Below are 26124 nucleotides of genomic sequence, written 5' to 3'. Positions count from 1 at the left end.
ATGAAAAATTATTACTCAAGATTATTGGCTGCCTCTGCAGTCATTCTATCGATTTTATTAATTGTGCTAGGTATTATCTTAGGGCAATTTTTTCATTTATTTGCAGAAGATATTGATCCTGCCATTCAGCAAAAGTACTGGGTCTTTTTGTTATTCACGCTTGCGCTGGTGTTTGTAGTTATGATGTTTGTCATGGCTAAATTGCTGCAGCAATATGTGCAGCCGATTGATCATTTCACTGATGTCGCACATCAGCTGGCACAAGGTAATTATATAGTCAGAGCACACCGGGAAGATGGGCAAATGAATCAGCAATTAACATCGGCGATCAATCAAATTGCACGTAATCTGCAAGAAAATTCAACGCTGCGGACGATGGAGCAAGAACGACTGAAAACATTGATCAGCAGCATCGGCAGCAGTTTACTGATGTTCGGCAGACAAGGTGCAGTGAATCTGGTGAACCGTGTATATGAAGAAACGTTTCATAAGAGCAGCGAGGAGCTGATCGGCAGAACGTACAAGGATATCGGCTTGCCAGCAGATATAGAAAGAGAAATTGAAGCAATATTTTTAACGGAAGAAAAGCGTTCATTCCAGTCTAAAGTCTATTTGGATGACGGATTATGCCATTTGGAAGTCTATGGTGCGCCCGTAATCGGTGAAAATGGCAATTGGCTCGGCATTGTCATCATCCTGCATGATATCACGGAGTTGATTCGTCTGGAACAAGTACGCAAGGATTTTGTCGCCAATGTTTCGCATGAATTAAAAACACCTGTAACATCCATTAAAGGATTTTCTGAAATGCTGCTGGACGGAGTAGTGGAAGATGCGGCAATTAAAAGAGAGTTTCTGGAAATTATGTACAAAGAAAGCAATCGGCTGCAATTATTAATTGAAGATCTGCTTCATCTGTCCAGTATGGAGCGAGGAAGTTTTGAAATTACCAGACGTCCTGTCGATCTTATGGATGTCATCGGGCAGTCCGTGAAGATTGTTCAAACGAAACTGCAGGATAAAGATATGAAAATCGTCTTGGAGGCACCTGAAAGTCTGCTGATTCAAGCAGACCATGATCGATTAGTTCAGGTAATGGTGAATTTGCTCAACAATGCTGTTGCCTATTCACAAGGCGGGACAGTCATTACAATCTCCATTCAGGAAGTGTCAGGCAGCGTTTCTATTGCGGTTACTGATCAGGGGATAGGGATTATGCCTTCAGAGCTCCCGCGCTTGTTTGAGCGCTTCTATCGTATTGACCGGGCTAGAAGCAGAGAGTCGGGCGGCACAGGTCTCGGCTTAGCGATCGTCAAACATATTATTGAAGCACATCAGGGTACAGTGACAGTTGACAGTGAAGTGGGAACGGGCACGACATTCATTTTGCAGCTGCCGTTGAAAGAAGAAATAAAATAAAAAACGGATTGTTGAAACTAAACCTCCTGCTGCTCCGTAGAGTATTTATACATAGAAAAGGGAGGAACTAGCATGGGAACAAAAAGAACCCTGGTGACACTCGGTTTAGCCGTTACTGGATTGCTGCTGTTGCTGATTGTCTTTACGACTTGGTATACAGTAGATGAATCCGAACAGGCTGTAGTGATTTCATTCGGGAAAGCAGGAGAGCCGGTTGTAGAATCGGGTCTGCATTTTAAATTGCCGTGGCCGATCCAGCGGGCAGAAATCTTATCAAAAGAAACATACAGTATTCATTTCGGTTATAAGCAGGATAAAAGCGGTGAAATCGTCGACAAGGAAACGAAAATGATTACAGGCGACGAATACATCGTTCTGACTGATTTGACGGTTCAATGGCGCATTGTCGATCCGAAGAAATACCTGTTTAATGCGGAAGAACCGGTTGAGATTTTGCGGGACGCTGCTTCCGCTTCCATTCGGTCAGTGATCGGCAGCTCTACAATCGATGCTGCTCTGACGGACGGGAAAGCGGAAATTGAAGCAAAAACGCGTGATTTATTAACTAGTCTTGTAGATAACTATGACATCGGCCTGGCAATTCAAGGCGTTAAACTGCAGGATGTGGAATTACCGAATACAGAAGTCCGTGCTGCATTTACGGCTGTAACAGATGCACGTGAAACAAAAAACACAAAAATAAACGAAGCGAAGAAATATGAAAACCAAAAAACAAAAGAAGCAATCGGTGAGCGTGATGCCATTAAGTCTCAGGCGAAAGGTAAGAAAACAGCACGTGTTCAACAAGCGCAGGGGGACGTTGCATTATTTACGGACCTGTACACTGAGTATGCAAAGAACAAAGCAATCACTCGTGACCGTCTGATTATTGAAACGCTCGAGCAAGTTCTTCCAAAAGCGAATCTTTATATTATGAATGACAGCGGAGAAACGATGAAGTATTTACCGCTGCAGCAGCTGCCGCAAGCAGTGCCGCCTGCAGAATCAAACGACTCCGACAAGGCTGGCCAATCAGCTGAGAAAGGAGAGAAAGCTTCATGAGCAATGAACAGAATCCTTTCAAAAAAATCGAAGAGGCAATGAAGAAGATGAGTGATACTGAGAAAAAGAAAACTGCTCAGAAAGCGCCTGAAGAGAATCCTAAAGTAAAAGTGATCAAACCAAAGAAGAATGTGGATATGAAACGATATGCTAAACTGATTATCGGATTAACCATTGCGTTTGCCGTCATTGTCATTTTGATTTCCAATTTATTTATTGTGAAAGAGAATGAATACCGGGTTGTCCGCCAATTTGGTGAAATTACCCGCATTGTTCAAGAACCTGGAATTAATATAAAAGTTCCTTTCATTCAAAGTATTTCCACGCTGCCAAAAAATCAGATGACTTCGAATGTATCAGAAGCGGAAATCACGACGAAGGATAAAAAACGTATTATCATCGATAACTATGCAGTTTGGCATATTACCAATCCTGGGAAAATGATTTCCAACGCACGTAATATCGTCAATGCGGAAGCGCGTTTGGAAGAGTTCATTTATTCTGTTGTGCGAAATGAAATGGGACGGCTGAATTATGTGGACGTCGTAAATGACGAAGACTCATCCCGCGGAAGCCTGAACGACCGTGTGACCGAGAAAGTCAATAACTTTCTGAATGATGGAAACTACGGAATTGAAGTAGTCGACGTGCGTATGAAACGGATCGATCTTCCGGAAGAGAACGAACAGTCCATCTATACACGGATGATTTCCGAACGTCAGTCTACTGCACAATCCTATTTATCTGAAGGAGATGCAGAGAAGCGTAAGATCGAAGCAGAAACAGACAGAGAAGTGCAGGAAATGCTGGCGAAAGCGAAGAAAGAAGCGGCAATTATTACAGCACAGGGTGAAGCGGAAGCTGCGAAGATTTATAATGATGCTTTTTCCAAAGACCCTGAGTTCTATAAATTATACCGCACGCTGCAGTCGTATTCTAAGGTTGTAGATGATGAAACGATGATCATCCTGCCTGCAGATTCACCGTATGCCAAGCTGCTGACCGGCGGTTTACAATAACTTTAAGTGCGTCATTTTCATTTCTGGTTGCCTCCGTGGTAAACTAGATGAAAATGACGTGCTTTTATTTTCAAAAGCGGCCAGCGCCGTTAAGCTTCGACAGGCGTTGTAGAGCTTAAAATAAAGGCGCCCTTTGCCTTTATCTTTAAGACCGAAACGACCCGATAAGCTGGCGCTTGCCGCTGGATGGTTCAAAAGCGGCGAGCGCTGTTAAGCTTCGACAGGCGTTGGAGGGCTTACAATAAAGGCGCCCTTTGCCTTTATCTTTAAGACCGAAACGACCCGATAAGCTTGCGCTTGCCGCTGGATGGTTCAAAAGCGGCGAGCGCCGTTCAGCTTCGACAGGCGTTGGAGGGCTTAAAATGAAGGCGCCCTTTGCCTTTATCTTTAAGACCGAAACGACCCGATAAGCTGGCGCTTGCCGCTGGATGATGCAAAAGCAACTCAAAGGAGTGGGATGGAAGTTGACGAAGAAGAAAATTGTCTTGCTTGACGGAAACAGTCTGGCGTACCGTGCGTTTTTTGCGCTGCCCTTACTGACGAATGATAAAGGAATCCATACCAATGCCGTTTATGGATTTACAATGATGCTTGAAAATATCTTGGACAATGAAAAGCCGACTCACATACTGGTCGCATGGGATGCAGGGAAAACAACATTCCGTCACAGCACGTTTACTGAATATAAAGGCGGGCGCCAGAAGACTCCTCCTGAACTCTCTGAACAATTTCCTTATATTCGCAAATTGGTCGAAGCCTTTGGCATTGAGCAGTACGAGCTTGATCTCTATGAGGCGGATGATATTATCGGTACACTGAGCCGCGAATGCAGTGAAGCGAAAGCGGAAGTTGTCATCATTTCAGGAGACAAAGACTTGACACAGCTTGCAAATGAACATACGACAGTCTGCATCACAAGAAAAGGCATTACCGATCTGGAAAAATATACACCGGAACATATCGAAGAAAAATATGGCATCGCTCCATTGCAGATTATTGATATGAAAGGGTTAATGGGTGACGCATCCGATAATATTCCGGGAGTGCCTGGAATCGGCGAGAAGACTGCATTAAAGCTGTTGAAAGAATACGGCTCAGTGGAAAAAGTATATGAATCGATCGAACAGATCACAGCTAAAAAGATGAAGGAAAACTTAGTGAACAATAAAGAGCAGGCAATCATGAGTAAAGAGCTTGCAACGATTGAAATACATGCACCGATCAGCAGGGGTCTGGACGATCTGGATTATGCGGGCAAGAACGATGAAGCAGTCATTCAGCTTTATAAAGAGCTGCAGTTTAATTCGCTGCTTGAAAAAATGGATGCACCTGTTGAAGTGCAGACGATGGAAGAAGTGGAAATTCATACTGTCAGTGAGGTAACGGCTGATATGCTGACTGAAACAATGTCCCTTCATGTAGAAATTGATGGTGATAATTATTTATCTGCTGCAATTTTAGGTATTGGACTGGCGGATGATCAGAATACGTATTTCATTCCTACAGAAGTTGCCACATCCTCTGCTATTTTAAAAGGGTGGCTGGAAGACCGGACAAAGCATAAATATGCTTCTGATTCTAAGTCGGCATATGCGGCTTTGGCACGGCTCGGTATGAAGCTGAACGGTTCAGATTTTGATCTTATGCTGGCCGCCTATATCGTCAATCCTTCCTTCTCGACAGGTGAAGTATCGGAAATCGCCCGGTCATTCGGTTATCATGGCATAGAAAGTGATGAAACGGTTTATGGGAAAGGGGCGAAACGAGCTTTGCCGTCTTCTGAAAAGCTGGCGGATCATACAGCAAGAAAAGCACATGCAGTGTGGGAACTTTATCCAATCATTGAGAAGCAACTTGAAGAGAATGAACAGCAGGAGTTATTTCATGAACTGGAACTCCCATTGGCTAAAATTTTAGGCAAGATGGAAGTGACAGGAGTTAAGACTGACCTGGGAGTGCTGCAAACAATCGGCCTGCAGTTATCTGAACGGCTGGCATTGATCGAGAAAAGCATCTATGAAATGGCGGGCGAAAAGTTCAATATTAATTCTCCGAAACAGCTCGGGGTTATTTTATTCGAAAAGATTGGTCTGACTCCTATCAAGAAAACGAAAACCGGCTATTCTACTGCAGCAGATGTACTGGAAAAGCTTGAAAGTGAGCATGAGATTATCCAGCACATTTTACTGTATCGCCAGCTAGGTAAATTAAACTCTACTTATATCGAAGGCTTATCGAAAGAAATTCATGAAGATGGAAAAATCCATACACGTTTTCAGCAGGCACTAACCCAAACGGGACGCTTAAGCTCTATCAACCCCAATTTACAGAACATCCCGATCCGTCTTGAGGAGGGCCGCAAAATCCGTGCCGCTTTCATCCCGTCAAAACCTGGCTGGATTATGTTTGCAGCGGACTATTCACAAATCGAACTGCGGGTACTCGCACATATTTCCCAGGATGAAAAACTGATAGATGCTTTCCGTCACGGTGCAGATATTCATACGAAGACAGCGATGGATGTGTTTGGTGTGGGAGAAGATGAAGTGGACGGAAATATGCGCCGTGCAGCAAAGGCTGTGAACTTCGGAATTGTTTATGGAATCAGTGATTACGGTCTGTCACAAAGCCTGAATATTACACGTAAAGAAGCAGGAGAGTTCATTGATACCTACTTGGCCAGCTTCCCGGGCGTTAAGCAATATATGGATGACAGTATTATCGATGCCAAGCAGAAGGGCTACGTGACAACACTTCTCAAGAGAAGACGCTATTTGCCAGACATTACGAGCTCTAACTTTAATTTGCGCGGATTTGCAGAGCGGACAGCGATGAATACGCCGATTCAAGGCACGGCAGCTGATATCATCAAAAAAGCGATGATTGATATGGATACCCGGCTTGAAAAGGAAAATCTCCAGGCCCGGATGCTGCTGCAAGTGCATGATGAATTGATATTTGAGGCTCCGATTGAAGAGTTAGAAAAACTAAAAGAAATCGTACCGGAAGTAATGGAGCAGACAATTCAACTCGACGTTCCGTTGAAAGTCGATTGGGATTACGGCGAATCCTGGTACGAAACAAAGTGAGTGATTACACATGCCGGAACTGCCTGAAGTAGAAGGAGTGGTGAGGGATCTAGCACCGCTGATGGAAGGACGGACGATCAAACAGCTGTCTGTTTCTGATACGGTTGTCACTTCCAAATCTGCTGGAAAAGAAACAATTATCAAAGGGAAAACAGTAGAGGACTTTCTGCACGATATGGAGCAGATGCAGATTCAAAGGATTGTCCGACGCAGTAAATATATTTATTTTCATTTACAGAAACACAATCAGCCGCATTTGCTCGTCAGCCATTTAGGCATGACGGGCGCTTGGTTTGTTGTGGAATCTCCTGATGAAATTACAGAAGAGAAGTTTCGTAAGCATGCACATATTTTCTTAGAAATGGAAGACGGCGGTCTGCTGATTTATTCTGATATTCGCAGATTTGGGGAAATGCGGCTCTTGCAGTCAGAAGAAGATTTTCCGCCATTGCTGGAAATGGCGCCTGAACCTTTCTCTGAAGTTGCACTGGAGCATTTTCTAACGCTGGCAGAGTCGGCAAAATATAAAGGCAAACCGATCAAAGAAGTGATAATGGACGGCAAAGTCATTTCGGGATGCGGGAATATATACGCGACTGAGGCATTATTCCATATGAGCATACACCCAGGCAGAAAAACGGAGAGAATCAGTAGAAAACGAAAAATCCAGCTTTTTGAAGAGATTGTCCGTGTATTGCAGGAAAGTATCGATGCAGGGGGCAGCACGATTTCAGATTATCGTTCAGTGAATGGCAACGCAGGCACCATGCAGAACCGCCTGCATATGTACGGTAAAAAAGTTTGTACAGCTTGCGGAAAGCCTACAAGAAGCATACAGATAGCGGGAAGATCTTCTGTTTATTGCCCCGCCTGTCAAAAATAAGGGGTGGAAGATATGATCATTGGACTGACTGGCAGTATTGCGAGCGGAAAAAGTACGGTCGCAAACATGCTGCGTGATAAGGGTTACCCTATTGTTGATGCAGATGTTATTGCACGTGAAGTAGTTGAACCTGGTTCCCGTTTACTGGATGAAATTCAATCTGTGTTCGGCAAAGAAGTCATTCGGGAAGATGGTTCGCTTAATCGCGAGAAGCTTGGAAATGTGGTATTTGGTGATGAGAATAAGCGCCGCCGGCTGAATGAATTGATGCATCCCGCTATCCGCGGAGAAATGGTCAGACAAAAAGAACAATATATAGAACAGGGCTTCTCAACGGTCATTATGGACATTCCATTGTTGTTTGAAAGTAAACTACATTCGTATGTTGAAAAGATTCTGGTGGTCTCTGTTAGAAAGGAACTGCAAAAACAGAGGCTGATGGCCCGTAACAAGCTGAGTGATGAGGAAGCTGACGCACGAATCGCATCACAGCTCGACTTGGAGATCAAAGAACAGGGCGCAGATGCAGTCATCCATAACAATGGAACAATAGAAGAAACAGAGCAGCAATTAAACAGGATTCTTGCTAGTTGGCATGCGTAACCGATTCAAGAAATAACACATTGAGAAAATGCAGTGTCCCCGGAATGCGTGTAAATTCAACATAATTACTGTTCAGAAAATTTATTTTTTAAAATAAACTCCTAATAGTGTTGGCTTAGTCGTAATATATGTTATACTAATTAACGATAAAAGATAATAAGTATAACATACATGCAGGAGGATCCCTTTCATGACTACTACAATTGCAATTAACGGACTCGGCCGTATTGGACGGATGGTATTCCGTCAGATTATCAAGGAAGACGATGTTAATTTAGTTGCTGTAAACGCGACATATCCAGCTGAAACGATTGCTCACCTATTAAAATACGATTCTACTCACGGAGTGTTTGACGGCGATATTCAAGCCGAAGAAAATGCAATTATTGTAGACGGTAAACGTGTACAGCTGATCACGCAGCGTGATCCTTCAAAATTGCCGTGGAAAGAGCTCGGTGTTGATATTGTGATCGAATCAACAGGTGTTTTCAATTCACGCGAAAAGGCTGCACTTCACCTAGAATCGGGCGCTAAAAAAGTGATCTTGACAGCACCTGGTAAAAATGAAGATATTACGATTGTACTTGGCGTTAATGATGACAAACTAGATGTGGAAAAGCACAGTGTGATTTCGAATGCCAGCTGTACAACAAACTGTCTGGCGCCTGTGGCAAAAGTATTGAACGATGAGTTCGGTATTGTCAATGGCTTGATGACAACTGTACATGCTTATACGAATGATCAGAAAAACTTGGATAACCCACATAAAGACTTGCGTCGTGCTCGTTCATGTGGTGAATCTATTATTCCTACTTCCACTGGTGCGGCGAAAGCATTGTCCCTGGTGCTTCCAGAATTGGAAGGCAAGATTCACGGCCTAGCGCTGCGTATCCCCACTCCCAACGTTTCTCTTGTAGATTTAGTAGTGGATGTAGAACGTGACGTTTCAGTCGAAGAAGTGAACAATGCATTTTTAAAAGCTTCCAACGGATCCTTAAAAGGAATCGTTCGCTTCACAACAGAACCACTTGTATCAATCGACTTTAATACGACGACGGAATCTGCGACAGTTGACGGTCTTTCAACAATGGTGATGGGCGACCGGAAAATCAAAGTCCTTGCCTGGTATGATAACGAATGGGGCTACTCGGCACGGGTTGTTCAACTGACTAGAAAAGTAGCAGCTGCATTAAATAATAAAGTAATTTCCTAATAGCGCAACTACGCACTTCACCTTGAACGGTGAAGTGCTTTTCATTGTCCTCATATTGTTGTGCGGAGAGTTTCTGTTATAATGAACTTACCTAATAAGATTGCGGAGGAACCGACTATGTTATGTCCAGCTTGCCATTACAATGGAACACGTGTGATCGATTCACGTCCGGCGGAAGAAAACCGATCGATTCGCAGAAGACGTGAGTGCGAAAAATGCAGTTATCGTTTCACGACATTTGAAAAAGTAGAACATTCCCCGTTGATTGTAGTGAAAAAAGATTCAACACGAGAAGAATTCAGCAGTGACAAATTACTTCGTGGTTTAATCCGGGCATGCGAAAAACGTGCAGTGCCTGTCGAAAAACTGAAAGAAATTGTAGTTTCGATAGAAAAAGAGCTAAGAAGCTCGGGTGTTGTCGAAATCGAATCTGATCAAGTAGGGGAAATGGTAATGGAACGTCTTGTAGATGTGGATGAAGTTGCTTATGTGAGATTTGCTTCTGTCTACCGGCATTACAAAGATATCACGATTTTTATTGATGAATTACAGCGCTTGCAAAGCAGGAAAGACCGACGAGAGTAGGGATGATTTCCCTTCTCTGACCGTTGAAGGAGGCGATTGTCAACATGCTTTACACAGAACTGCAGCCTGTCGATTCCTTCCGGGTGAAGCTGACGCATCCCTTTTCAGCGTACGACCGGCAGATGATTACATTATTTTATCAGCCGCTGATCGGTTCAGAAGCCGTCAGCTTATTTCTGACGCTTTGGACAGATGCAGAAAATCAGGAGCCGCAAGAACATTCCCATTATTATTTGATGAATGTTCTTTCGTTTCCGCTGCAGAGGATTTTTCAAGCAAGAATTTCATTGGAAGCGATCGGGCTGCTTCGTACATATAAGAAACGCGATGAAAATGAAGCGCGTTCTTTTCTTTATGAATTGCTGCCGCCTTTAGATGCACCTTCCTATTTCAATGATCCATTGTTATCTACTTTTTTATTCAGTAAAATTGGAGAGAAGCCTTATCGTCAGCTGCGCAGCAGATTTCTGGCCGAAACGATTGAAGAACAGGAATATACTGATATTTCCCGTACATTTCTAGATGTATTCCAGCCTGCCAGAGGAGATCAGCAGGCTGTAGAAATCACCGCGGGGAGTCAATTTAAAGGCAAAACAACAGCGGATGGCATCCCTTTTCAGCAATATGATTTCAACTTTGAGTTATTTTACGCGGGACTTTCAGAACAGATGATGCCGAGAACTTCACTTCGGAGCATTTCCCAGGAAATGATTGCAAAATTGGCCTTTTTATATTCGCTTAATCCGCTTGACATGCAAAGTGTTGTCATGATGTCAATGGATGACAATCATACAGTGTCAGAAGAACGACTGAAAAGAGCAGCTTCTGAATTTTATAAAATGAACCGTTCAAAAAAGCCGCCAAAATTACAGACATCTTTCATCACAACCAAATCGAAAGAGTCTTCAAAGTCAGCTATGAGCAAGGAAGAAGAGTACCTTCATTATTTAGAGAACATCTCTCCGAAAGAGATGCTGCGTGATATGAATAACGGAAAAGAGCCTTTTGAAGTGGATCTTAAATTGGCGGAGACACTGATTATAACCCATGAACTGCCAGTGGGAGTAGTGAATGTCCTATTTCAGTATTTAAAGATTCGTAATGACGGAAAAATCACCAAAGGGTATGCTGAACGCATCGCTTCTCACTGGGCTTCAAAAGGTGTGCTGGATGCGAAAACGGCGATGAGGTTATCAAGAGAAGAGCATGATCAGTATCTGGCATGGAAAACGGAAGGTAAAAAGACTTCGAATAGAAAGCAAAAAACGACTAGAGAAGAACAAGTGCCCGAGTGGTTTTCTAAACGCAGTGAAAACAAGAAAAATCCGGAAGTGCCAGCTGATTTTGATGTAGAAGAAGAACGCCGCAAATTAATGAAAGAACTGGGCATAGAAGAAAACGAGGTGAAGTAAAATGGAACGAATTGGGGATGCCATGAAGCGAGTGGTGAATGCACCTTCATTGGCGTCGCGATATGATGAACTGCGTACAGAAGTACTTGAAGATCCTGCAGTGCAGCAGTTCATAAGCGAACATGCTGATGAGATTAACACAGAAGTGGTGAACCGCAGTTTAGGGAAACTGTATGAATTCACGACAGCCTCGCATAAATGCGACCGCTGCCCAAATCTTGGCGGCTGTATTAATGTTATGAAAGGTTTCGAACCGAAGTTAGTCATTTCGCAGCGCTTGATTGATTTAGATTACATTGTCTGTCCGACCAAGCAGCTTGACGATGAACGTCGAAATGTCTCGAAAATGGTCAACAGCATGTATATGCCGAAAGAGGTTATGGAAGCCCGGCTGTCAAATGTCGACTTTATTTCTGAAGACAGTCGTGTACGGGTGATGAGGGCTGCGAAAGATTTCCTGAATACGATAGATTCGACAGGGGAAGTACCGGATCGGGGATTTTATTTATATGGTGATTTCGGAATCGGAAAGTCTTTTATTTTGGGCGCCTTGGCCAATGAACTGGCTACACGCCAAGTACAGACGGTTGTTGTCTATGTACCGGAATTTCTGCGCGAAATGAAGCAGTCTATTCAAAATCAGACACTTGATGAAAAAGTGAATTTCGTTAAAAAAGCGCCTGTTCTTATGCTTGATGATATCGGGGCAGAAACGATGTCTACATGGACTCGGGACGAAGTGCTGGGTACGATTCTGCAATACCGTATGGCTGAAAAACTGCCTGTTTTCTTCACATCCAATTTCGATTACAACCAACTGGAACATCATCTGACCACTTCTCAGCGCGGAGAAAAAGAACCAATTAAAGCCGCGAGAATAATGGAGAGGATACGTATGGTCAGCCTGCCTTTCAAGCTGGGCGGGCAAAGCTGGCGTGATTGATCGGCTGTCTGGGATAATTCCAGCTAATTTGTGAAATGAAAGAAATAAGAAAATATGCTTGCATTTTCACGCAGAGTTTTCTATAATATGACTCAGTTCAATATAAAATTATCGAAATGCATCGAAGAGGACAATACTGAATTTTTCACCTTCCAGAGAGCAGGGGCACGGCTGAAACCCTTGCAGGCAGAAAATTACATTTACCGCCTCCGAGCAGCGTCAGTGAATTCAAGTAGCTGATGACGGTAACGGCCCGTTAGCCGATCGAAAGCTTCGTCTCTCCGAGTATTAGCGGACAGAAGGAAGAAGGGTGGAACCACGAGCTCAAGCCTCGTCCCTTTAGGGATGAGGCTTTTTTGCGTTCAAATTTTTAATTTTAAATAGGAGAGGGAGTTATACAGATGGCAGAAAACATTCATTTAACATTTCCAGATGGAGCAGTAAAAGAGTTTCCAAACGGTACAACAACTGAAGACATAGCTGGATCTATCAGCCCGGGGCTGCGTAAAAGCGCGCTAGCAGGAAAAATTGGAGATCAGCTGATCGACTTGAAGACACCGATTCATGAAGACGGGGAGATTAGTATTGTCACACCGACTTCTGATGAGGCTTTGGAAATTCTGCGACACAGTACGGCTCACCTGTTAGCACAGGCTGTTAAACGTAAATTCCCGGATGCAAAACTGGGAATCGGTCCGGTTATCCAAAACGGATTTTATTATGACATCGATTCACCGACGCCAATCACTGCGGAAGATTTACCTGAGCTGGAAAAAGAAATGAAGCGAATTATCGGTGAAAACTTACCGATTATCCGTCATGACGTTTCCCGTGAAGAAGCAAAAAAACGTTTTAAAGAAATTGATGACGAATACAAGCTTGAACTGCTTGAAGCTATTCCTGAAGGTGAACAAGTTTCAATCTATGAACAGGGTGAATTTTTTGACCTGTGCCGCGGCATTCACGTACCGTCAACAGGCAAGCTGAAAGAATTCAAATTGCTCAGTATCGCCGGTGCTTATTGGAGAGGGAACTCAGACAATAAAATGCTTCAGCGTATTTATGGTACAGCGTTCTTCAAGAAAGATGAACTGAAAGAGCAGTTGCACTTATTAGAAGAAGCGAAAGAACGGGATCACCGGAAAATCGGCAAGGAGCTTAATCTATTCACTAACTCCCAGAAGGTCGGACAGGGCTTGCCGCTCTGGCTGCCAAAAGGCGCAACGATCCGCCGTGTTGTTGAGCGCTACATTGTAGATAAAGAAGAAAAGCTGGGCTATCAGCACGTGTACACTCCGGTTCTCGGAAGCGTAGAATTGTATAAGACATCAGGTCACTGGGATCACTATCAGGACGGTATGTTCCCGGCAATGAGCATGGATAACGAAGATTTGGTTTTACGTCCGATGAACTGCCCGCATCACATGATGATTTATAAAAATGGCATCCACTCTTATCGTAACTTGCCGCTCCGCATAGCAGAACTCGGAACAATGCACCGTTACGAAATGTCAGGAGCTCTCTCCGGTCTTCAGCGGGTACGTGGTATGACGTTGAACGATGCTCATATTTTCGTCCGTCCAGACCAGATTAAAGAAGAGTTGAAGCGTGTAATTTTATTAATTATTGAAGTTTATAAAGACTTCAACATTAAGGATTATTCATTCCGCCTGTCATACAGGGACCCTGAAGATACAAAGAAATATTTTGATGATGATGAAATGTGGGAACGTGCACAGTTTATGCTGAAAGAAGCAATGGATGAGCTAGAACTTCCATATACAGAAGTAGAAGGCGAGGCGGCGTTCTACGGACCGAAGCTTGATGTACAGGTTAAGACAGCAATCGGTATGGAAGAGACTCTTTCTACTGCACAGCTGGACTTCCTGCTTCCTGAACGCTTTGATCTGACTTATATTGGGGAAGACGGAAAACAGCACCGTCCGGTCGTTATTCACCGCGGCGTAGTTTCTACTATGGAACGTTTTGTTGCCTTCTTAATTGAAGAATATAAAGGAGCATTCCCGACTTGGCTTGCACCTGTTCAGGTAGAAGTGATTCCGGTATCACCTGATGTGCATTTTGATTACGCCGAGCAAGTGAAAGAGAATTTAACGCTTGCAGGTTTCCGAGTTGACGTAGACAGCCGTGATGAAAAGCTTGGCTACAAAATCCGTGAAGCACAAGTTCAAAAAGTACCTTATATGCTTGTTCTTGGAGACAAAGAAGTCGAGGCAGGCGAAGTGAACGTCCGCAAATACGGAGAACAAAAATCGGAAGTCATGTCATTTGATGCGTTTTTAGAATTGATTCAAGAAGATGTGAAGAAGTAAGAGAATCGAACTCTTTTGAAGTAAAACGCGTAGCTATTAATAGCTGCGCGTTTTAACTTGAAGCGGTAAATTTGTTAGAATTATATAAAACAGTTGCTAAAGTTTAAATAATGCGGTATACTTATAAAGTTGAATTATTTCAAACATAAAAAGTGCTTATAACAACTTAGAGATTTCAAGTTGTTGACACTCAGTTCAATACATGATAGAGTAAATAAGGTTAACTGAATACAGTTTGTGGTATAAGAAGAGGCTACCCGCTTCTCACCTGATCGACGCAATGAAGTTGTTGGCAGGTTGGCACATAAGTGAATTACTATGCGTAACTGCATAGATTACTTACGCGGGTAGACAAATATCATTTGTCTACTTTTTTTATTTCGTAAAATGGATGGACCTATGGGAACCTAAAGTCGAGTCTTTCGACATACCCAAAACGTGTATTCACGAGACAATATTCGGAGGTGGATTACTATTAGCAAAGACATGTACGTAAATGACGGTATCCGAGCACGTGAGCTGCGCTTAATTGATCACAATGGTGAACAACTCGGTATCAAAACACGTAATGAAGCTTTAGAAATTGCTGCTCGAGTGAACCTGGACCTTGTTCTTGTCGCTCCACAAGCGAAGCCCCCAGTAGCTCGTGTTATGGACTATGGAAAGTTCAAGTTCGAACAGCAAAAGAAAGAGCGTGAAGTTCGTAAAAATCAGAAGATCATCAATATGAAAGAAGTTCGGCTTAGCCCGACAATTGATGAACACGATTTCCAGACGAAACTTCGCAATGGAGTTAAATTCCTGGAACACGGGGATAAGGTAAAAGCTTCTATTCGTTTCCGTGGACGTGCAATTACGCACAAAGAAATCGGACAACGAGTGCTCGATCGCTTTGCAGAAGCCTGCAAAGAAGTCGCAACTGTTGAAGTTAAGCCGAAAATGGAAGGCCGGAGCATGTTCTTAATACTTGCACCGCTTGCCGAAAAACAGTAACACGAACAATTTAGGAGGAACAGAACATGCCAAAAATGAAAACTCACCGCGGTTCCGCGAAACGTTTCAAAAGAACTGGATCTGGTAAATTAAAGCGTGGCCGTGCTTACACAAGTCACCTTTTTGCTAACAAATCTACGAAGGCTAAACGTCACCTACGTAAGTCTTCACTAGTTTCTTCAGGCGATTACAAGCGTATTCGTGAAATGCTAACAAACATGAAGTAATATCGGTAGAAAACTCGGCAACGAATTCTATCAACACACACTTACAGGATAAGCAGGAGGTAATGCACTATGCCACGCGTAAAAGGTGGAACAGTCACGCGCAAGCGTCATAAAAAAGTATTAAAACTAGCAAAAGGCTACTTTGGTTCAAAACATAGACTTTATAAGGTTGCTAACCAACAGGTAATGAAATCTTATAACTATGCATACCGTGACCGTCGTCAAAAGAAACGTGATTTCCGTAAACTATGGATTACACGCATCAACGCGGCAGCACGTATGAACGGTCTTTCATACAGCACATTAATGCACGGCTTGAAAGTAGCTGGCATCGATGTGAACCGTAAAATGCTTGCAGATCTTGCAGTTACAGATGCACAAGCATTTGCACAACTTGCAGAAACTGCAAAAAAGTCGGTTGCAAAATAAGATGAACTAAAATTACCGCTGTTGTTTTCATTCTTATATGAAACGACAGCGGTTTTTTCGTATGGGAGGAGTGAATCATTTGGCACAGACACTGATGATTTATATGGCGATCCTATCTATTTGGGCATTTGCATCGATGGGCTACGATAAGAATCAGGCGAAGAAAAGAAGGCAGCGTGTTCCCGAACGCAATCTTTGGCTTCTTGCGATACTCGGCGGGGGAGTCGGTTCGTATTTAGGTATGCAAGTTTTCCGCCACAAAACAAGAAAGACGGGATTCCGAATCGGTTTCTTACTGCTCGCTATGGCTGACATTGTGCTGATACTTGTTGCTTTAGGTGTTCGCCTGCCGAGTACCATAACTTATTAAAAAAGGAAACAGCCTGGATAAGCTATTTCCTCTCTGCACTATTCTGATTTCATAAGCTGCTCAATAGGATTCTTCCAATTGATCTCCGCATGGGGATAATTAGTTTTCACTTCAGATTCCAAGAAATGAAAATCTTCCTTGGTCATTCCTTGAAGTTTTGCTTCATTTTTCACCCAGATGAAAATGGAGACTACATCAAAAGAATCCGTTGTTGTGCCTAAATATTTTTCACCTTCAAACATGGCACCTTTATAGGTGATGAAGAAGTTTTTGCGGATATTTTTCACATCGTCAAAAAAATAATATTGCTCTTTTTCATATGCTTCATCCAATTTCCGCTTGGCATCTGTCAAATAGCGGATACCAGCATAAAACAGGTAAATCACCAGTGCGATGATGAATACGCGAATCAATAAAACCATGAAATCAACTCCTGCAAAGATATATTACACTACTTTACGGGCGAGCAATGCAAAAGGTTTCATTTAATAGCAAACAATCGGAGGGATTTTTGAAATGAAATTAAATCAGTTATTCGAAATGCAGCGGGCATTAGATACATACATACAGAAAAATCATCAGCCAGCCGAAACTTTTGATGAAAGAGGGTTGGCGCTGGCGGTCGAATTAGCGGAATTGGCCAATGAAACAAGATGTTTTAAATTTTGGAGCACAAAAGGTCCTTCAGAAGAACTTGTTATTTTAGAAGAATATGTGGATTCCATTCATTTTCTGCTATCATTGGGGATTGAAAAGGGTTTTGACGGTTTGGAAGAATGGCCGGCCGTTGCAGTAGATGAACAGAATCTAACGAAGTTATTTCTAAAAACAGGCCGTTCCATCTATACTTTTTTAGATGATCTGTCGTTTGAAAACTATCAAACGATTTGGGTAATGTACGGAGCGCTGGCAAAACAGCTGGGCTTTACTGAAGAACAAATTATCCAGGCTTATATAGATAAAAATGAAGAAAATTATGACCGGCAGAAAAATGGATACTGACGGACAGTACCCTGTTTGATATATTGCAGGTTTGATGATAAAATTATTTTCAACGTTGAATAATTTGATTTTAAAGTTAATTGGCAAAAGGGCTTTCTACATAATATTATTTAGGAAGAATGGTCATATGGGAGGGATTTCATTGAACGAATGGAGCAAGGACGATTTTGGGTTGCGATTGAAAGCATTAAGAGAACGAAGAGGACTGTCAATGATGGCTTTTGGTGCGGCGATTGGAACATCTGCAAGTCGGATTAAAGATTGGGAGCGGGGTAAAAATGCGCCGTCTGCAGCCTGGATTGCAAAAATATCCGAACGCTTTTCGGTTTCAACAGACGAATTAATTATGGGTGAAGTGACCTTTACTCCTTATATAAAAACAACTGGAAATACAGTGGAATCCCTGTATGATCGACTTCGTGAGACAATGAATGTGGAAGAAGCCGGCAAGTGGCCTACTGAAAGCGACCAAATGTATGCAGACATTGATTCACATAATAAAGAACGTTACCGCAGCGGGAAAGGCCGGCGACTCGCTGAAAAAGAATTGTTGGAACTTGTCATCAGACTGCCTAAAAAAGACGTGCTGGAATTAGTAGAGCTGGCTAAATATAAAAGACGAAATATATGACACAATGGGCATTTCGCTCATTGTGTTTTTTCAAGTATACAGATAATACAGAGTATGAAAAAGGTTCAATATACGATATGATAGTAGCGTATATAATCGCAGGGAGGATGAGTTGATTGAAGGCATTCGTTCATGAGAATGGTGAATTGAGGTTTACAGATATCGCAGAACCTAAAGCAGCTGAAGGTGAAGTCATTGTAGCTTTAAAAGCAGCAGGCTTAAACAGACGTGATACCAATATTCCGAGACGCAGGGGAGACGTGAAGGACCCACTCGTGCTGGGTTCTGACGGAGCCGGCATAATAGAATCTGTAGGTGAAGGAGTTAAGAATTGGAATGTCGGTGATGAAGTGATCATCAATCCGTCGCTTCGCTGGTTTGAAAAGAGTCATGCTCCTTCAGTAGATTTTGATATTTTGGGCATGCCGGATCATGGTACATTTGCAGAGAAAATATGCATTTCTGCTGAACAGCTGGAGAAGAAACCAGCCTATCTAACATGGGATGAGTCAGCTGTCATTGCGTTGGCGGGACTGACGGGATATCGGGCACTTGTCACGAAAGGACAAATCAAAGAAGGGCAGACTGTATTTATTCCGGGAGCCGGCAGCGGAGTGGCTACGTTTATCATTCAATTCGCTAAACAAATCGGTGCCCGCGTCATCGTCTCATCAAGAAGTGAAGAAAAGAGAGATCATGCCGTTACTATTGGAGCAGATCTGGCAATCGATACAAATGGCGACTGGCAGGAAGAATTGAAAAATGAAAGTATAGATCTTGTCATTGAGAGTGTGGGAAGAGCTACTTTTAACCGGTCACTTGATGTGCTGAAGCCGGGAGGACACATCGTAGTCTTCGGCGCAACAACAGAGGATACGGTGGATCTGAATTTGCGTGAGTTCTTTTATGGACAGTATACTCTGCTTGGGACGACTATGGGGAGTAGGGAAGAATTGCGTGAAATGCTTTCATTTATTGAGGAGTATAAAATCCATCCGGTCATTGATTCTGTCCTGCCTCTTTCGAAAACAGAAGAGGCGTTTTCAAAGTTGGGCGATAGTGTTCAATTTGGAAAAATCGTTTTACAGACAGAACAATGAAGTTCAGATTTGAACGGAAAGGCAGTGGAAGAAGTGACTGAGCAAGTAAAGATTATGTCAGACTTAGAAATTGCTTCTGGAGCAAAGATGCTACCAATTGAGGAAATTGCTGAAAGATCCGGTATACCTTCAGAGGCCCTGGAGTTATACGGGAAGTATAAAGCAAAACTGAATGTAGACTTGATTCCCAAAAGTACGAATCAGGCAAAAGTGATTCTGGTTACAGCAACAAGCCCGACCCCTGCCGGAGAAGGCAAATCTACGGTCACTGTCGGATTGGGCGATGCGCTGTCCCGTCTCGGCAACAAGACGATGATTACATTGCGTGAACCTTCATTAGGACCTGTTATGGGAGTAAAAGGCGGTGCAACAGGCGGCGGATTCTCTCAAGTCCTGCCGATGGAAGATATTAATTTGCATTTCACCGGAGATCTTCATGCCATTACAACAGCAAATAATGCGCTGAGTGCGATGATTGACAATCACTTACATCAAGGTAATTTGTTAAATATTGATCCTCGCCGTATTACCTGGAAACGTGTCATGGATATGAATGACCGTGCTTTGCGCCATGTAACTATTGGGCTGGGCGGACCTTCTCAAGGTGTCCCGAGAGAAGAAGGTTTTGATATTACAGTTGCTTCAGAAATTATGGCTATATTCTGCTTGGCATCAGATTTACAGAACCTGAAAGAACGCTTGGCTGACATTGTGATTGGCTACACATATGATAAAGAGGCTATTACGGTAAGGGATCTAAAAGTAGAAGGTGCTCTTGCTTTATTGCTGAAGGATGCCTTCAAGCCAAACCTCGTACAGACTATGGAAGGCACGCCTGCATTGATTCATGGCGGCCCGTTCGCAAATATTGCCCATGGCTGCAACTCGCTGATTGCAACAAACACTGCTAGAAGTTTAGCGGATTTTGTTGTCACTGAAGCAGGCTTTGGTTCAGATTTAGGCGCCGAGAAGTTCATGGATATCAAAGCGCGGATAGGGAAGTTCCAGCCGGCTGCAGTTGTATTGGTCACTACGATCCGTGCGCTGAAGATGCATGGCGGTGTTGCTAAAACTGAGCTGAAACAGGAAAATACGGCGGCAGTGGAACATGGCCTTGTGAACTTGGAAAAGCATGTGGAAACAGTGCGTGCGTTTGGCGTGCAGCCGGTTGTGGCGTTAAATCACTTCATTACAGACTCAGAGAGCGAACTGCAAATGGTTCAGCAATGGTGTGAGTCCAATCAAGTGAAAATAGCTTTGACAGATGTATGGGGAAATGGCGGGGCAGGCGGCGAGCAATTGGCGAAGGAAGTATTAAAAGCGATTGAAGAGCCCTGTAACTTTGCCCCGATTTATGATGTAGAGCAATCTGTGGAAGAGAAGATTACAGCGATCGTACAGAAAGTTTATGGCGGGCTCGGCGTTATCTTTACAGATCAGGCAATGAAAGATCTTGCTGAGATTGAAAAGAATGGCTGGGACTTATTGCCTGTATGTATGGCGAAAACACAATATTCATTTTCGGATGACCCCAAAAAGCTTGGAAAACCCACTGATTTCATGATTACTGTCCGAAAAATCCTGCCTAAGTTAGGCGCAGGATTCCTTGTCTGTTTAACAGGTGACATCATGACTATGCCGGGCTTGCCGAAACAACCTGCAGCATTAAATATGGATATAGATGAAAAAGGCAATGCAAAAGGTCTTATGTAAAATAGAGTAAAAAGCAAAGGGTTTTTAAACCTCTTTGCTTTTTTTTATGTAAATAAATCAAATTGGTGACAGTTGTAGAGAGTATCATTAGTAGGGGTTCCATGGAACTATACCTATGTTATAATCATAATATGTTTTCATAACTATAGGATAGTAAAGAGAGGTGAAGTGAACTGGATAAGTATTTTCGCACCAAGTTAACCATCATCCTCATTTCATTTACACTATTCCTGTCACTCATTATCGTCGTCGCAGATTATCATAAGCTGAAAATGAATGTGAATGCTAATTTAGAGAGACAGATTCAAGTGGCGGAAGATGAAATCATCACCAGTCTATCAACCATCGATAAAATCTATAACATTCTGGATGTGGACCGCGCTGCTATTATGGAAACCTACTCGCAGAAATTATTAGAAAAGTATGAGCAAAATAATGATTTTTCAACTTGGAACTATAAGCAGCTTGAAAAAGAAAGCGGAATGCAAATATTTATTATTAACGCGAAAAATGAAATTATAGAAAGCAGTTACCAAGATGATGTTGGATTAAACTTTGACGAATGCTGTAAAAACTTTGGAAAACTGCTGACTGAGCGTCGTCAGAGCGGAATTTTTTCTCATGATGCACTTGACGTTCAGCAGAATACCGGAGAATTTAAGAAATTCACCTATATGCCGACTCCGGATGGTGAATACCTGATTGAACTGGCTTATAATTTGGAAGATAAAATAGAATTCCAGGAATTTAATTTCATCGATACGACTTTGCGTCTCGAAGAGGAAAATGATCAGATTAAATCTATTAATGTCTATACGTCGCTTGGTTTATTGCTTGGAGACAGGCAATCGGAGCGGGAAGAAAAAATAGCACCGTCTCGTGAGGCTGTTTTTAAGGAAGCTTTCAGGGATTTCGAAGTAAAAGAAAAGATTTCCAAGGAAAACGGGCAGGTTTTGACTTATCGGTACATACCCTATAGAGCCGAGAAAGCAGAAGGGCTATCGACAAACAGAGTTGTAGAAATCGCATACTATGATGTACCTGTTGCCGGTGTTCTTGTTTCTTACAGAAATGAATTTATCTATCAAATTATCGCGATAAGTATGGTAACGATTATTCTTTCGATAATTATTGCACGTATGATTTCAAGGCCGGTTCATTTGGCTTTCCATGATGTGCTGACAGGCTTGAAGAACCGCGCTGCATTTGAGGATTCTGCAGTTGAATGGCTGCGCCGTAAGAAAGGGCCGCTGCAGTTTATGATTATTGATTTGGACAATTTCAAGTTGGTAAACGACTCTTTAGGGCATGGAGAAGGAGACCGGCTCCTCAGGCAGGCAGCTAAAATTATTGAAAAAGAAAGCGGCAGTGAAAATCTGTCTGCACGAATAGGCGGAGATGAATTTGTCGTTTTATTCTCCAGGCTGACTGAGGAAGAAGTGAAGGAGCGTGCTGAAAACATGCTCGGGTCAATGAGAGACTGCTTTAGTTATTTGGAGAAAGATGATATTCACTTATCGATCAGCATAGGAATAGCGATTGCGGATACGAAAGATACGATGCATACACTCTATCATAAAGCAGATGTAGCCTTGTATCACTCTAAGAAAAAAGGAAAGGATCAATATTCCTTGTACCATTATTTAGAGACCTGAAAAACGGTTATATGTGATGACTTTTTTCGTCTAATATTAAATGGTTCGTTTTTTAACAGACATTGCTTAATTGAATCAATAATATCCTGGACGTGTCAATGTAAGCATGTAACTCCTCCTAAACCGTTCACACGGTGTTTATCCCTTCATTTTCCAGCAAAACAAGGTGGAAAGAAAGTTTTTAAGATAAATCTGCTTCATAAATTGCCCCACTCCTATTAAATGAGGTAGGATAGAGGAAGCAAACTCTTTACAGAGCGGGAAGAAGGAGAAATTGAATGAATATAGTAAACGGCAAAGCACAAGAATTAGTAGATCCAACAGGAATTATCGAAGGTCAGAGATATGAATTTCTTTTGACAGTTAAACTGGATGAAGAAGACGAATTATTCAATGAAGACGGCACGGGACTGAAAGTGCTTTATTCGGTCAGAGACGGCCAGCGTAAAATGCTTACATACCAATTTTACGAATTGGCAACGGACAGTGTTTACGACGTGGAATGGGACGATGAAGAAAAGGCTGCAGTAGAGCAGTACTGCCTGACAAATTTTCCGGAGATGTAAAACAAAATAGATGTTTTTATTCACTAAATAGTAGATAATATAATTGGAATATATGCAGTAATCTCAGTAGTTTCACATTAATGAATTAGTTATAGGAGTGTTTTACATGAATGAAGAAATAGTGGATATCACGATTATCGGCGGCGGACCGACGGGATTATTCTCATCTTTCTATGCTGGTATGCGTGAAATGTCTGTAAAAATTATCGATAGTCTGCCACAGCTCGGCGGACAATTGATTGAGCTGTATCCGGATAAATATATCTATGATGTAGGAGGCTTCCCGAAGATTCTGGCAAAGGATCTTGTGGCGAACTTAGTTACACAGGCGCATTATGCCAAACCGGAAATTATCTTGGGAGAAGCAGCGGTTTCTGTAGAGAAGAAAGACGATTATTTCATCTTGACTACGGATAAAGGACAGCATCTCACACGTACAATATTATTGACTGCAGGAATCGGGGCATTCCAGCCGCGTAAAATCGGTTTGAAAGAAGAGCCTGTTTTTGAAGGAAAGACACTGCACTATGGCATTAAGGACCTTTCTTTGTTTAAGGATCAGAATATCCTCGTCTGCGGCGGAGGCGACTCTGCACTAGATTGGGCTCTGATGCTTGAAGATATCGCTTCCCAAGTGACACTCGTTCATCGCAGAGAACGTTTTACAGCTCATGAAACGAGCGTCAATCAGCTTCATAATTCATCGGTCAATGTATTGACTTCACATACTGTGAGCGAAATTCACGGCGACGGTGAAAAAATTGAGAAATTAATTCTGACTGAAAAAGGCGGGGACACAAAAGAGTTTGAAGTAGATCATGTAGTGGTGAACTACGGCAACATTTCTTCTCTCGGTCCGTTGAAAGAGTGGGGGCTGGAGATGGAGCGCAACTCGATTGTCGTTAATTCACGTATGGAAACCAACATCCCGGGCATTTTCGCAGCAGGCGATGTAACAACATATGACGGGAAAGTGAAATTGATTGCGGTTGGTATGGGAGAAGCGCCGATTGCGATTAGTCACGCTAAATCATTTATCGATCCAAAAGCAAAACTTCAGCCTTTGCACAGTACAAGTGTATTTGGCTAATATGAAAAGAAACGGCCTGTATGACTTGTTCATGCAGGCTTTTTTATATGCAAAATCAGTCTGAAGTTCATATAAATGAAACCCTTTATAACTAATCACGTATAGTAAGTAACGAGTTTCTAATACAGGGAGGGAATTAAATGAAGCAGCTGTATATCAAGCAAAAAGTATTCAGCATGGCGGGGAAATTTACAGTGAAAGATCAGAATGAACAGGATGTCTATTATGTAGAGGGGAGCTGGATGAAGTTTCCTAAAACTTTTTCGATAATGGATACGCAAATGAATGAAGTGGGACTGATCACCAAAAAAACGTTCAGTTTTCTGCCGACCTTTTTCGTTGAAGCAGAAGGGCAGGAGACAGTGACAATCAAAAAGCAATTTACTTTCTTAAAATCTGCTTACTCCATTGACGCGGCGGGGATTGAAGTTAGAGGCAACTGGTGGGATATGAACTTTGATGTTACACAAAACGGGGAAGTCATCGGGACAGTAGATAAGCAATGGTTTACATGGGGAGACAGTTATCAGATACAAATTATGAAGGAGGAAATGGAAACATTGATCGTAGCTTTAGTAGTGGCGATTGATTGTGCGAAAGCCGATCAGGCTGCATCCAGTTCTGCAGCTTCGATGTAAGGGCAGATTATGCAGATGAATAGAATGGGAATTGCTCGAAGAAACGGTGTACGGGTGGATATTCTAGTCAGAGTGCATCAGTGCCGGAAGTTCGTACATACTACGGTTGATAAGAGTCCAGGAGGGATCATTTTGAAAAAGGCTGTCTTTCTTGACCGGGACGGGGTCATCAATGAAGTTTTGACCGATCGGGTTAAATTTGTAAACCGTCCGGAACAGTTGTTTTTTCTGCCTGATACAGCAAAAGCAATCCGGATGCTGAATCAAGTGTTTGATTATGTATTTGTTGTCACCAATCAAGGCGGCGTAGGCTTGGGATTTATGAAAGAAAAAGAGTTACAGAAAATTCACAGCCATATGATTGCAGAACTTCGAAAAGAAGGCGCTGAAATCAAGGAAGCCGTTTATTGTCCGCATAAACCGAAATCAGGCTGCGCATGCAGGAAACCGAACAGTAAGCTCATTGAAGATCTTGCTGACAAATATGATGTGGAACTTGCTTCTTCTTATATGGTGGGGGATACGGACACGGATATTTTAGCCGGGAAAAAAGCTGGAGCCAGAACCGTATTCATTGGAAACAGTGATCCGCTTGCCGACGCAGTGTATCCTGATCTCCTAAGTGCAGCTGAATGGATTTTGAATGACAGTATGTGAAAAGGGGTTCGGTGATCTAAAATGAAACTGATCGGCAGACTTCCTTTTAATTGATTGATCTGCAGTTCGAGAGGGTAAAGGCTAGCAGGTGTACAATGCGAGGAGGATGGCAATGCCAGTACAAATTAAGCGGGCTTATGAGAAAGCTGATAAAAAAGACGGCATGCGAATTCTGGTGGATAGAATCTGGCCACGCGGTGTCAGTAAGGAAGAGGCGGAGTTGGATGAATGGCTGAAAGAAGTGGGTCCGAGCAAGGAACTTCGTAAATGGTTTAACCATGACGCCAATAAATATGAGCAATTTAAAAAGAAATATAAGCAGGAACTGAAAGAAAACAGCACACAGCAAGAAGAACTCGAAAAGCTGAAGGAATGGACAAAAGAACATAATAAAAATCTGACGCTTATATTCGGCGCGAAAGAAGAAAAGTACAACCAGGCAGCTGTCTTAAAGGAAATACTGGATCATCAGTAAACTTCCTAGCGAAAGGC

At 42.6% G+C, this 26124-nt stretch carries 26 protein-coding genes and 1 other annotated feature; of the genes, 25 read left to right on the top strand and 1 reads right to left on the bottom strand.

The genetic code is table 11. The annotated features are described in order from the left end of the window. The 15 genes from pnpS to GDZ68_RS06520 all read left to right on the top strand — a co-directional run bounded on the left by pnpS (position 1) and on the right by GDZ68_RS06520 (position 16580). On the top strand, positions 1–1419 hold the full coding sequence (gene pnpS / locus GDZ68_RS06590) for a two-component system histidine kinase PnpS (protein WP_153721472.1): 1419 nt from the start codon (positions 1–3) through the stop codon (positions 1417–1419). Between the two features lie 72 nt (positions 1420–1491). Beyond that, entirely contained in the window at positions 1492–2481 is a 990-nt protein-coding gene (hflK, locus tag GDZ68_RS06585) for an FtsH protease activity modulator HflK (protein WP_153721471.1), read from the top strand. After that, positions 2478–3500, top strand: coding sequence for a protease modulator HflC (hflC, locus tag GDZ68_RS06580; protein ID WP_153721470.1), 1023 nt, complete (start codon positions 2478–2480; stop codon positions 3498–3500). Before hflK ends, hflC begins: the two co-directional genes overlap by 4 nt. Before the next feature lie 464 nt (positions 3501–3964). Beyond that, a complete protein-coding gene (polA, locus tag GDZ68_RS06575; RefSeq protein ID WP_153721469.1) occupies positions 3965–6589 on the top strand; it encodes a DNA polymerase I in 2625 nt (874 codons plus the stop codon). Between the two features lie 10 nt (positions 6590–6599). Continuing rightward, positions 6600–7472: a bifunctional DNA-formamidopyrimidine glycosylase/DNA-(apurinic or apyrimidinic site) lyase gene (mutM, locus tag GDZ68_RS06570; RefSeq protein WP_153721468.1), complete on the top strand. Its 873-nt coding sequence runs from the start codon at positions 6600–6602 to the stop codon at positions 7470–7472. Between the two features lie 12 nt (positions 7473–7484). After that, complete coding sequence (coaE, locus tag GDZ68_RS06565) at positions 7485–8075, top strand: dephospho-CoA kinase (protein ID WP_153721467.1); 591 nt, start codon at positions 7485–7487, stop codon at positions 8073–8075. Between the two features lie 190 nt (positions 8076–8265). Then, entirely contained in the window at positions 8266–9288 is a 1023-nt protein-coding gene (locus GDZ68_RS06560; protein WP_153721466.1) for a glyceraldehyde-3-phosphate dehydrogenase, read from the top strand. A 117-nt stretch (positions 9289–9405) separates the two neighbouring features. Then, positions 9406–9873, top strand: a complete 468-nt coding sequence (gene nrdR, locus GDZ68_RS06555; protein ID WP_153721465.1) for a transcriptional regulator NrdR — start codon at positions 9406–9408, stop codon at positions 9871–9873. A gap of 44 nt (positions 9874–9917) precedes the next feature. Then, the gene (locus GDZ68_RS06550; RefSeq protein ID WP_153721464.1) at positions 9918–11285 is read left to right on the top strand and encodes a replication initiation and membrane attachment family protein; all 1368 of its coding nucleotides are present in this window, start codon (positions 9918–9920) and stop codon (positions 11283–11285) included. A gap of 1 nt (position 11286) precedes the next feature. Further along, on the top strand, positions 11287–12228 hold the full coding sequence (dnaI, locus tag GDZ68_RS06545; protein WP_153721463.1) for a primosomal protein DnaI: 942 nt from the start codon (positions 11287–11289) through the stop codon (positions 12226–12228). Between the two features lie 112 nt (positions 12229–12340). Next, positions 12341–12570 (top strand) — a binding site (T-box leader). A 59-nt stretch (positions 12571–12629) separates the two neighbouring features. After that, positions 12630–14561, top strand: a complete 1932-nt coding sequence (gene thrS, locus GDZ68_RS06540; protein ID WP_153721462.1) for a threonine--tRNA ligase — start codon at positions 12630–12632, stop codon at positions 14559–14561. A 486-nt stretch (positions 14562–15047) separates the two neighbouring features. After that, positions 15048–15554 (top strand): translation initiation factor IF-3, encoded by a 507-nt coding sequence (gene infC / locus GDZ68_RS06535; RefSeq protein ID WP_153721461.1) that lies wholly within the window; start codon positions 15048–15050, stop codon positions 15552–15554. Positions 15555–15580: 26 nt separating this feature from the next. Beyond that, the gene (gene rpmI, locus GDZ68_RS06530; RefSeq protein WP_085131191.1) at positions 15581–15781 is read left to right on the top strand and encodes a 50S ribosomal protein L35; all 201 of its coding nucleotides are present in this window, start codon (positions 15581–15583) and stop codon (positions 15779–15781) included. Between the two features lie 69 nt (positions 15782–15850). Continuing rightward, positions 15851–16210 (top strand): 50S ribosomal protein L20, encoded by a 360-nt coding sequence (rplT, locus tag GDZ68_RS06525; RefSeq protein ID WP_081242223.1) that lies wholly within the window; start codon positions 15851–15853, stop codon positions 16208–16210. A 79-nt stretch (positions 16211–16289) separates the two neighbouring features. Then, a complete protein-coding gene (locus GDZ68_RS06520) occupies positions 16290–16580 on the top strand; it encodes a DUF1294 domain-containing protein (RefSeq protein ID WP_228551027.1) in 291 nt (96 codons plus the stop codon). Between the two features lie 38 nt (positions 16581–16618). Here GDZ68_RS06520 and GDZ68_RS06515 read toward each other — a convergent pair whose 3' ends face one another. Then, the gene (locus tag GDZ68_RS06515; RefSeq protein ID WP_153721459.1) at positions 16619–17002 is read right to left on the bottom strand and encodes a sigma-w pathway protein ysdB; all 384 of its coding nucleotides are present in this window, start codon (positions 17000–17002) and stop codon (positions 16619–16621) included. A gap of 94 nt (positions 17003–17096) precedes the next feature. Between GDZ68_RS06515 and GDZ68_RS06510 the strand changes: the two genes are divergently transcribed. The 10 genes from GDZ68_RS06510 to GDZ68_RS06465 all read left to right on the top strand — a co-directional run bounded on the left by GDZ68_RS06510 (position 17097) and on the right by GDZ68_RS06465 (position 26107). Next, positions 17097–17582 (top strand): dUTP diphosphatase, encoded by a 486-nt coding sequence (locus tag GDZ68_RS06510; RefSeq protein ID WP_153721458.1) that lies wholly within the window; start codon positions 17097–17099, stop codon positions 17580–17582. A gap of 142 nt (positions 17583–17724) precedes the next feature. Continuing rightward, a complete protein-coding gene (locus GDZ68_RS06505) occupies positions 17725–18213 on the top strand; it encodes a helix-turn-helix domain-containing protein (protein WP_194841084.1) in 489 nt (162 codons plus the stop codon). Positions 18214–18329: 116 nt separating this feature from the next. After that, the gene (locus GDZ68_RS06500; RefSeq protein WP_153721456.1) at positions 18330–19313 is read left to right on the top strand and encodes a zinc-binding dehydrogenase; all 984 of its coding nucleotides are present in this window, start codon (positions 18330–18332) and stop codon (positions 19311–19313) included. A 54-nt stretch (positions 19314–19367) separates the two neighbouring features. Next, the gene (locus GDZ68_RS06495) at positions 19368–21026 is read left to right on the top strand and encodes a formate--tetrahydrofolate ligase (protein WP_153721511.1); all 1659 of its coding nucleotides are present in this window, start codon (positions 19368–19370) and stop codon (positions 21024–21026) included. Between the two features lie 278 nt (positions 21027–21304). Further along, positions 21305–22681, top strand: coding sequence for a GGDEF domain-containing protein (locus GDZ68_RS06490; protein ID WP_194841083.1), 1377 nt, complete (start codon positions 21305–21307; stop codon positions 22679–22681). A 278-nt stretch (positions 22682–22959) separates the two neighbouring features. Next, the gene (locus GDZ68_RS06485) at positions 22960–23247 is read left to right on the top strand and encodes a DUF6509 family protein (RefSeq protein ID WP_153721454.1); all 288 of its coding nucleotides are present in this window, start codon (positions 22960–22962) and stop codon (positions 23245–23247) included. Between the two features lie 106 nt (positions 23248–23353). Next, on the top strand, positions 23354–24337 hold the full coding sequence (locus tag GDZ68_RS06480) for an NAD(P)/FAD-dependent oxidoreductase (RefSeq protein WP_153721453.1): 984 nt from the start codon (positions 23354–23356) through the stop codon (positions 24335–24337). Between the two features lie 140 nt (positions 24338–24477). Continuing rightward, positions 24478–24975: an LURP-one-related/scramblase family protein gene (locus tag GDZ68_RS06475; RefSeq protein WP_153721452.1), complete on the top strand. Its 498-nt coding sequence runs from the start codon at positions 24478–24480 to the stop codon at positions 24973–24975. Positions 24976–25107: 132 nt separating this feature from the next. Continuing rightward, complete coding sequence (locus tag GDZ68_RS06470; protein WP_153721451.1) at positions 25108–25632, top strand: D-glycero-alpha-D-manno-heptose-1,7-bisphosphate 7-phosphatase; 525 nt, start codon at positions 25108–25110, stop codon at positions 25630–25632. A 112-nt stretch (positions 25633–25744) separates the two neighbouring features. Then, positions 25745–26107 (top strand): DUF488 domain-containing protein, encoded by a 363-nt coding sequence (locus GDZ68_RS06465; RefSeq protein ID WP_153721450.1) that lies wholly within the window; start codon positions 25745–25747, stop codon positions 26105–26107. Positions 26108–26124: the final 17 nt, after the last annotated feature.

This window comes from Sporosarcina cascadiensis (assembly GCF_009650995.1).
GTDB lineage: Bacteria > Bacillota > Bacilli > Bacillales_A > Planococcaceae > Sporosarcina > Sporosarcina cascadiensis.
This window is presented reverse-complemented; position numbering and strand designations above follow the sequence as displayed.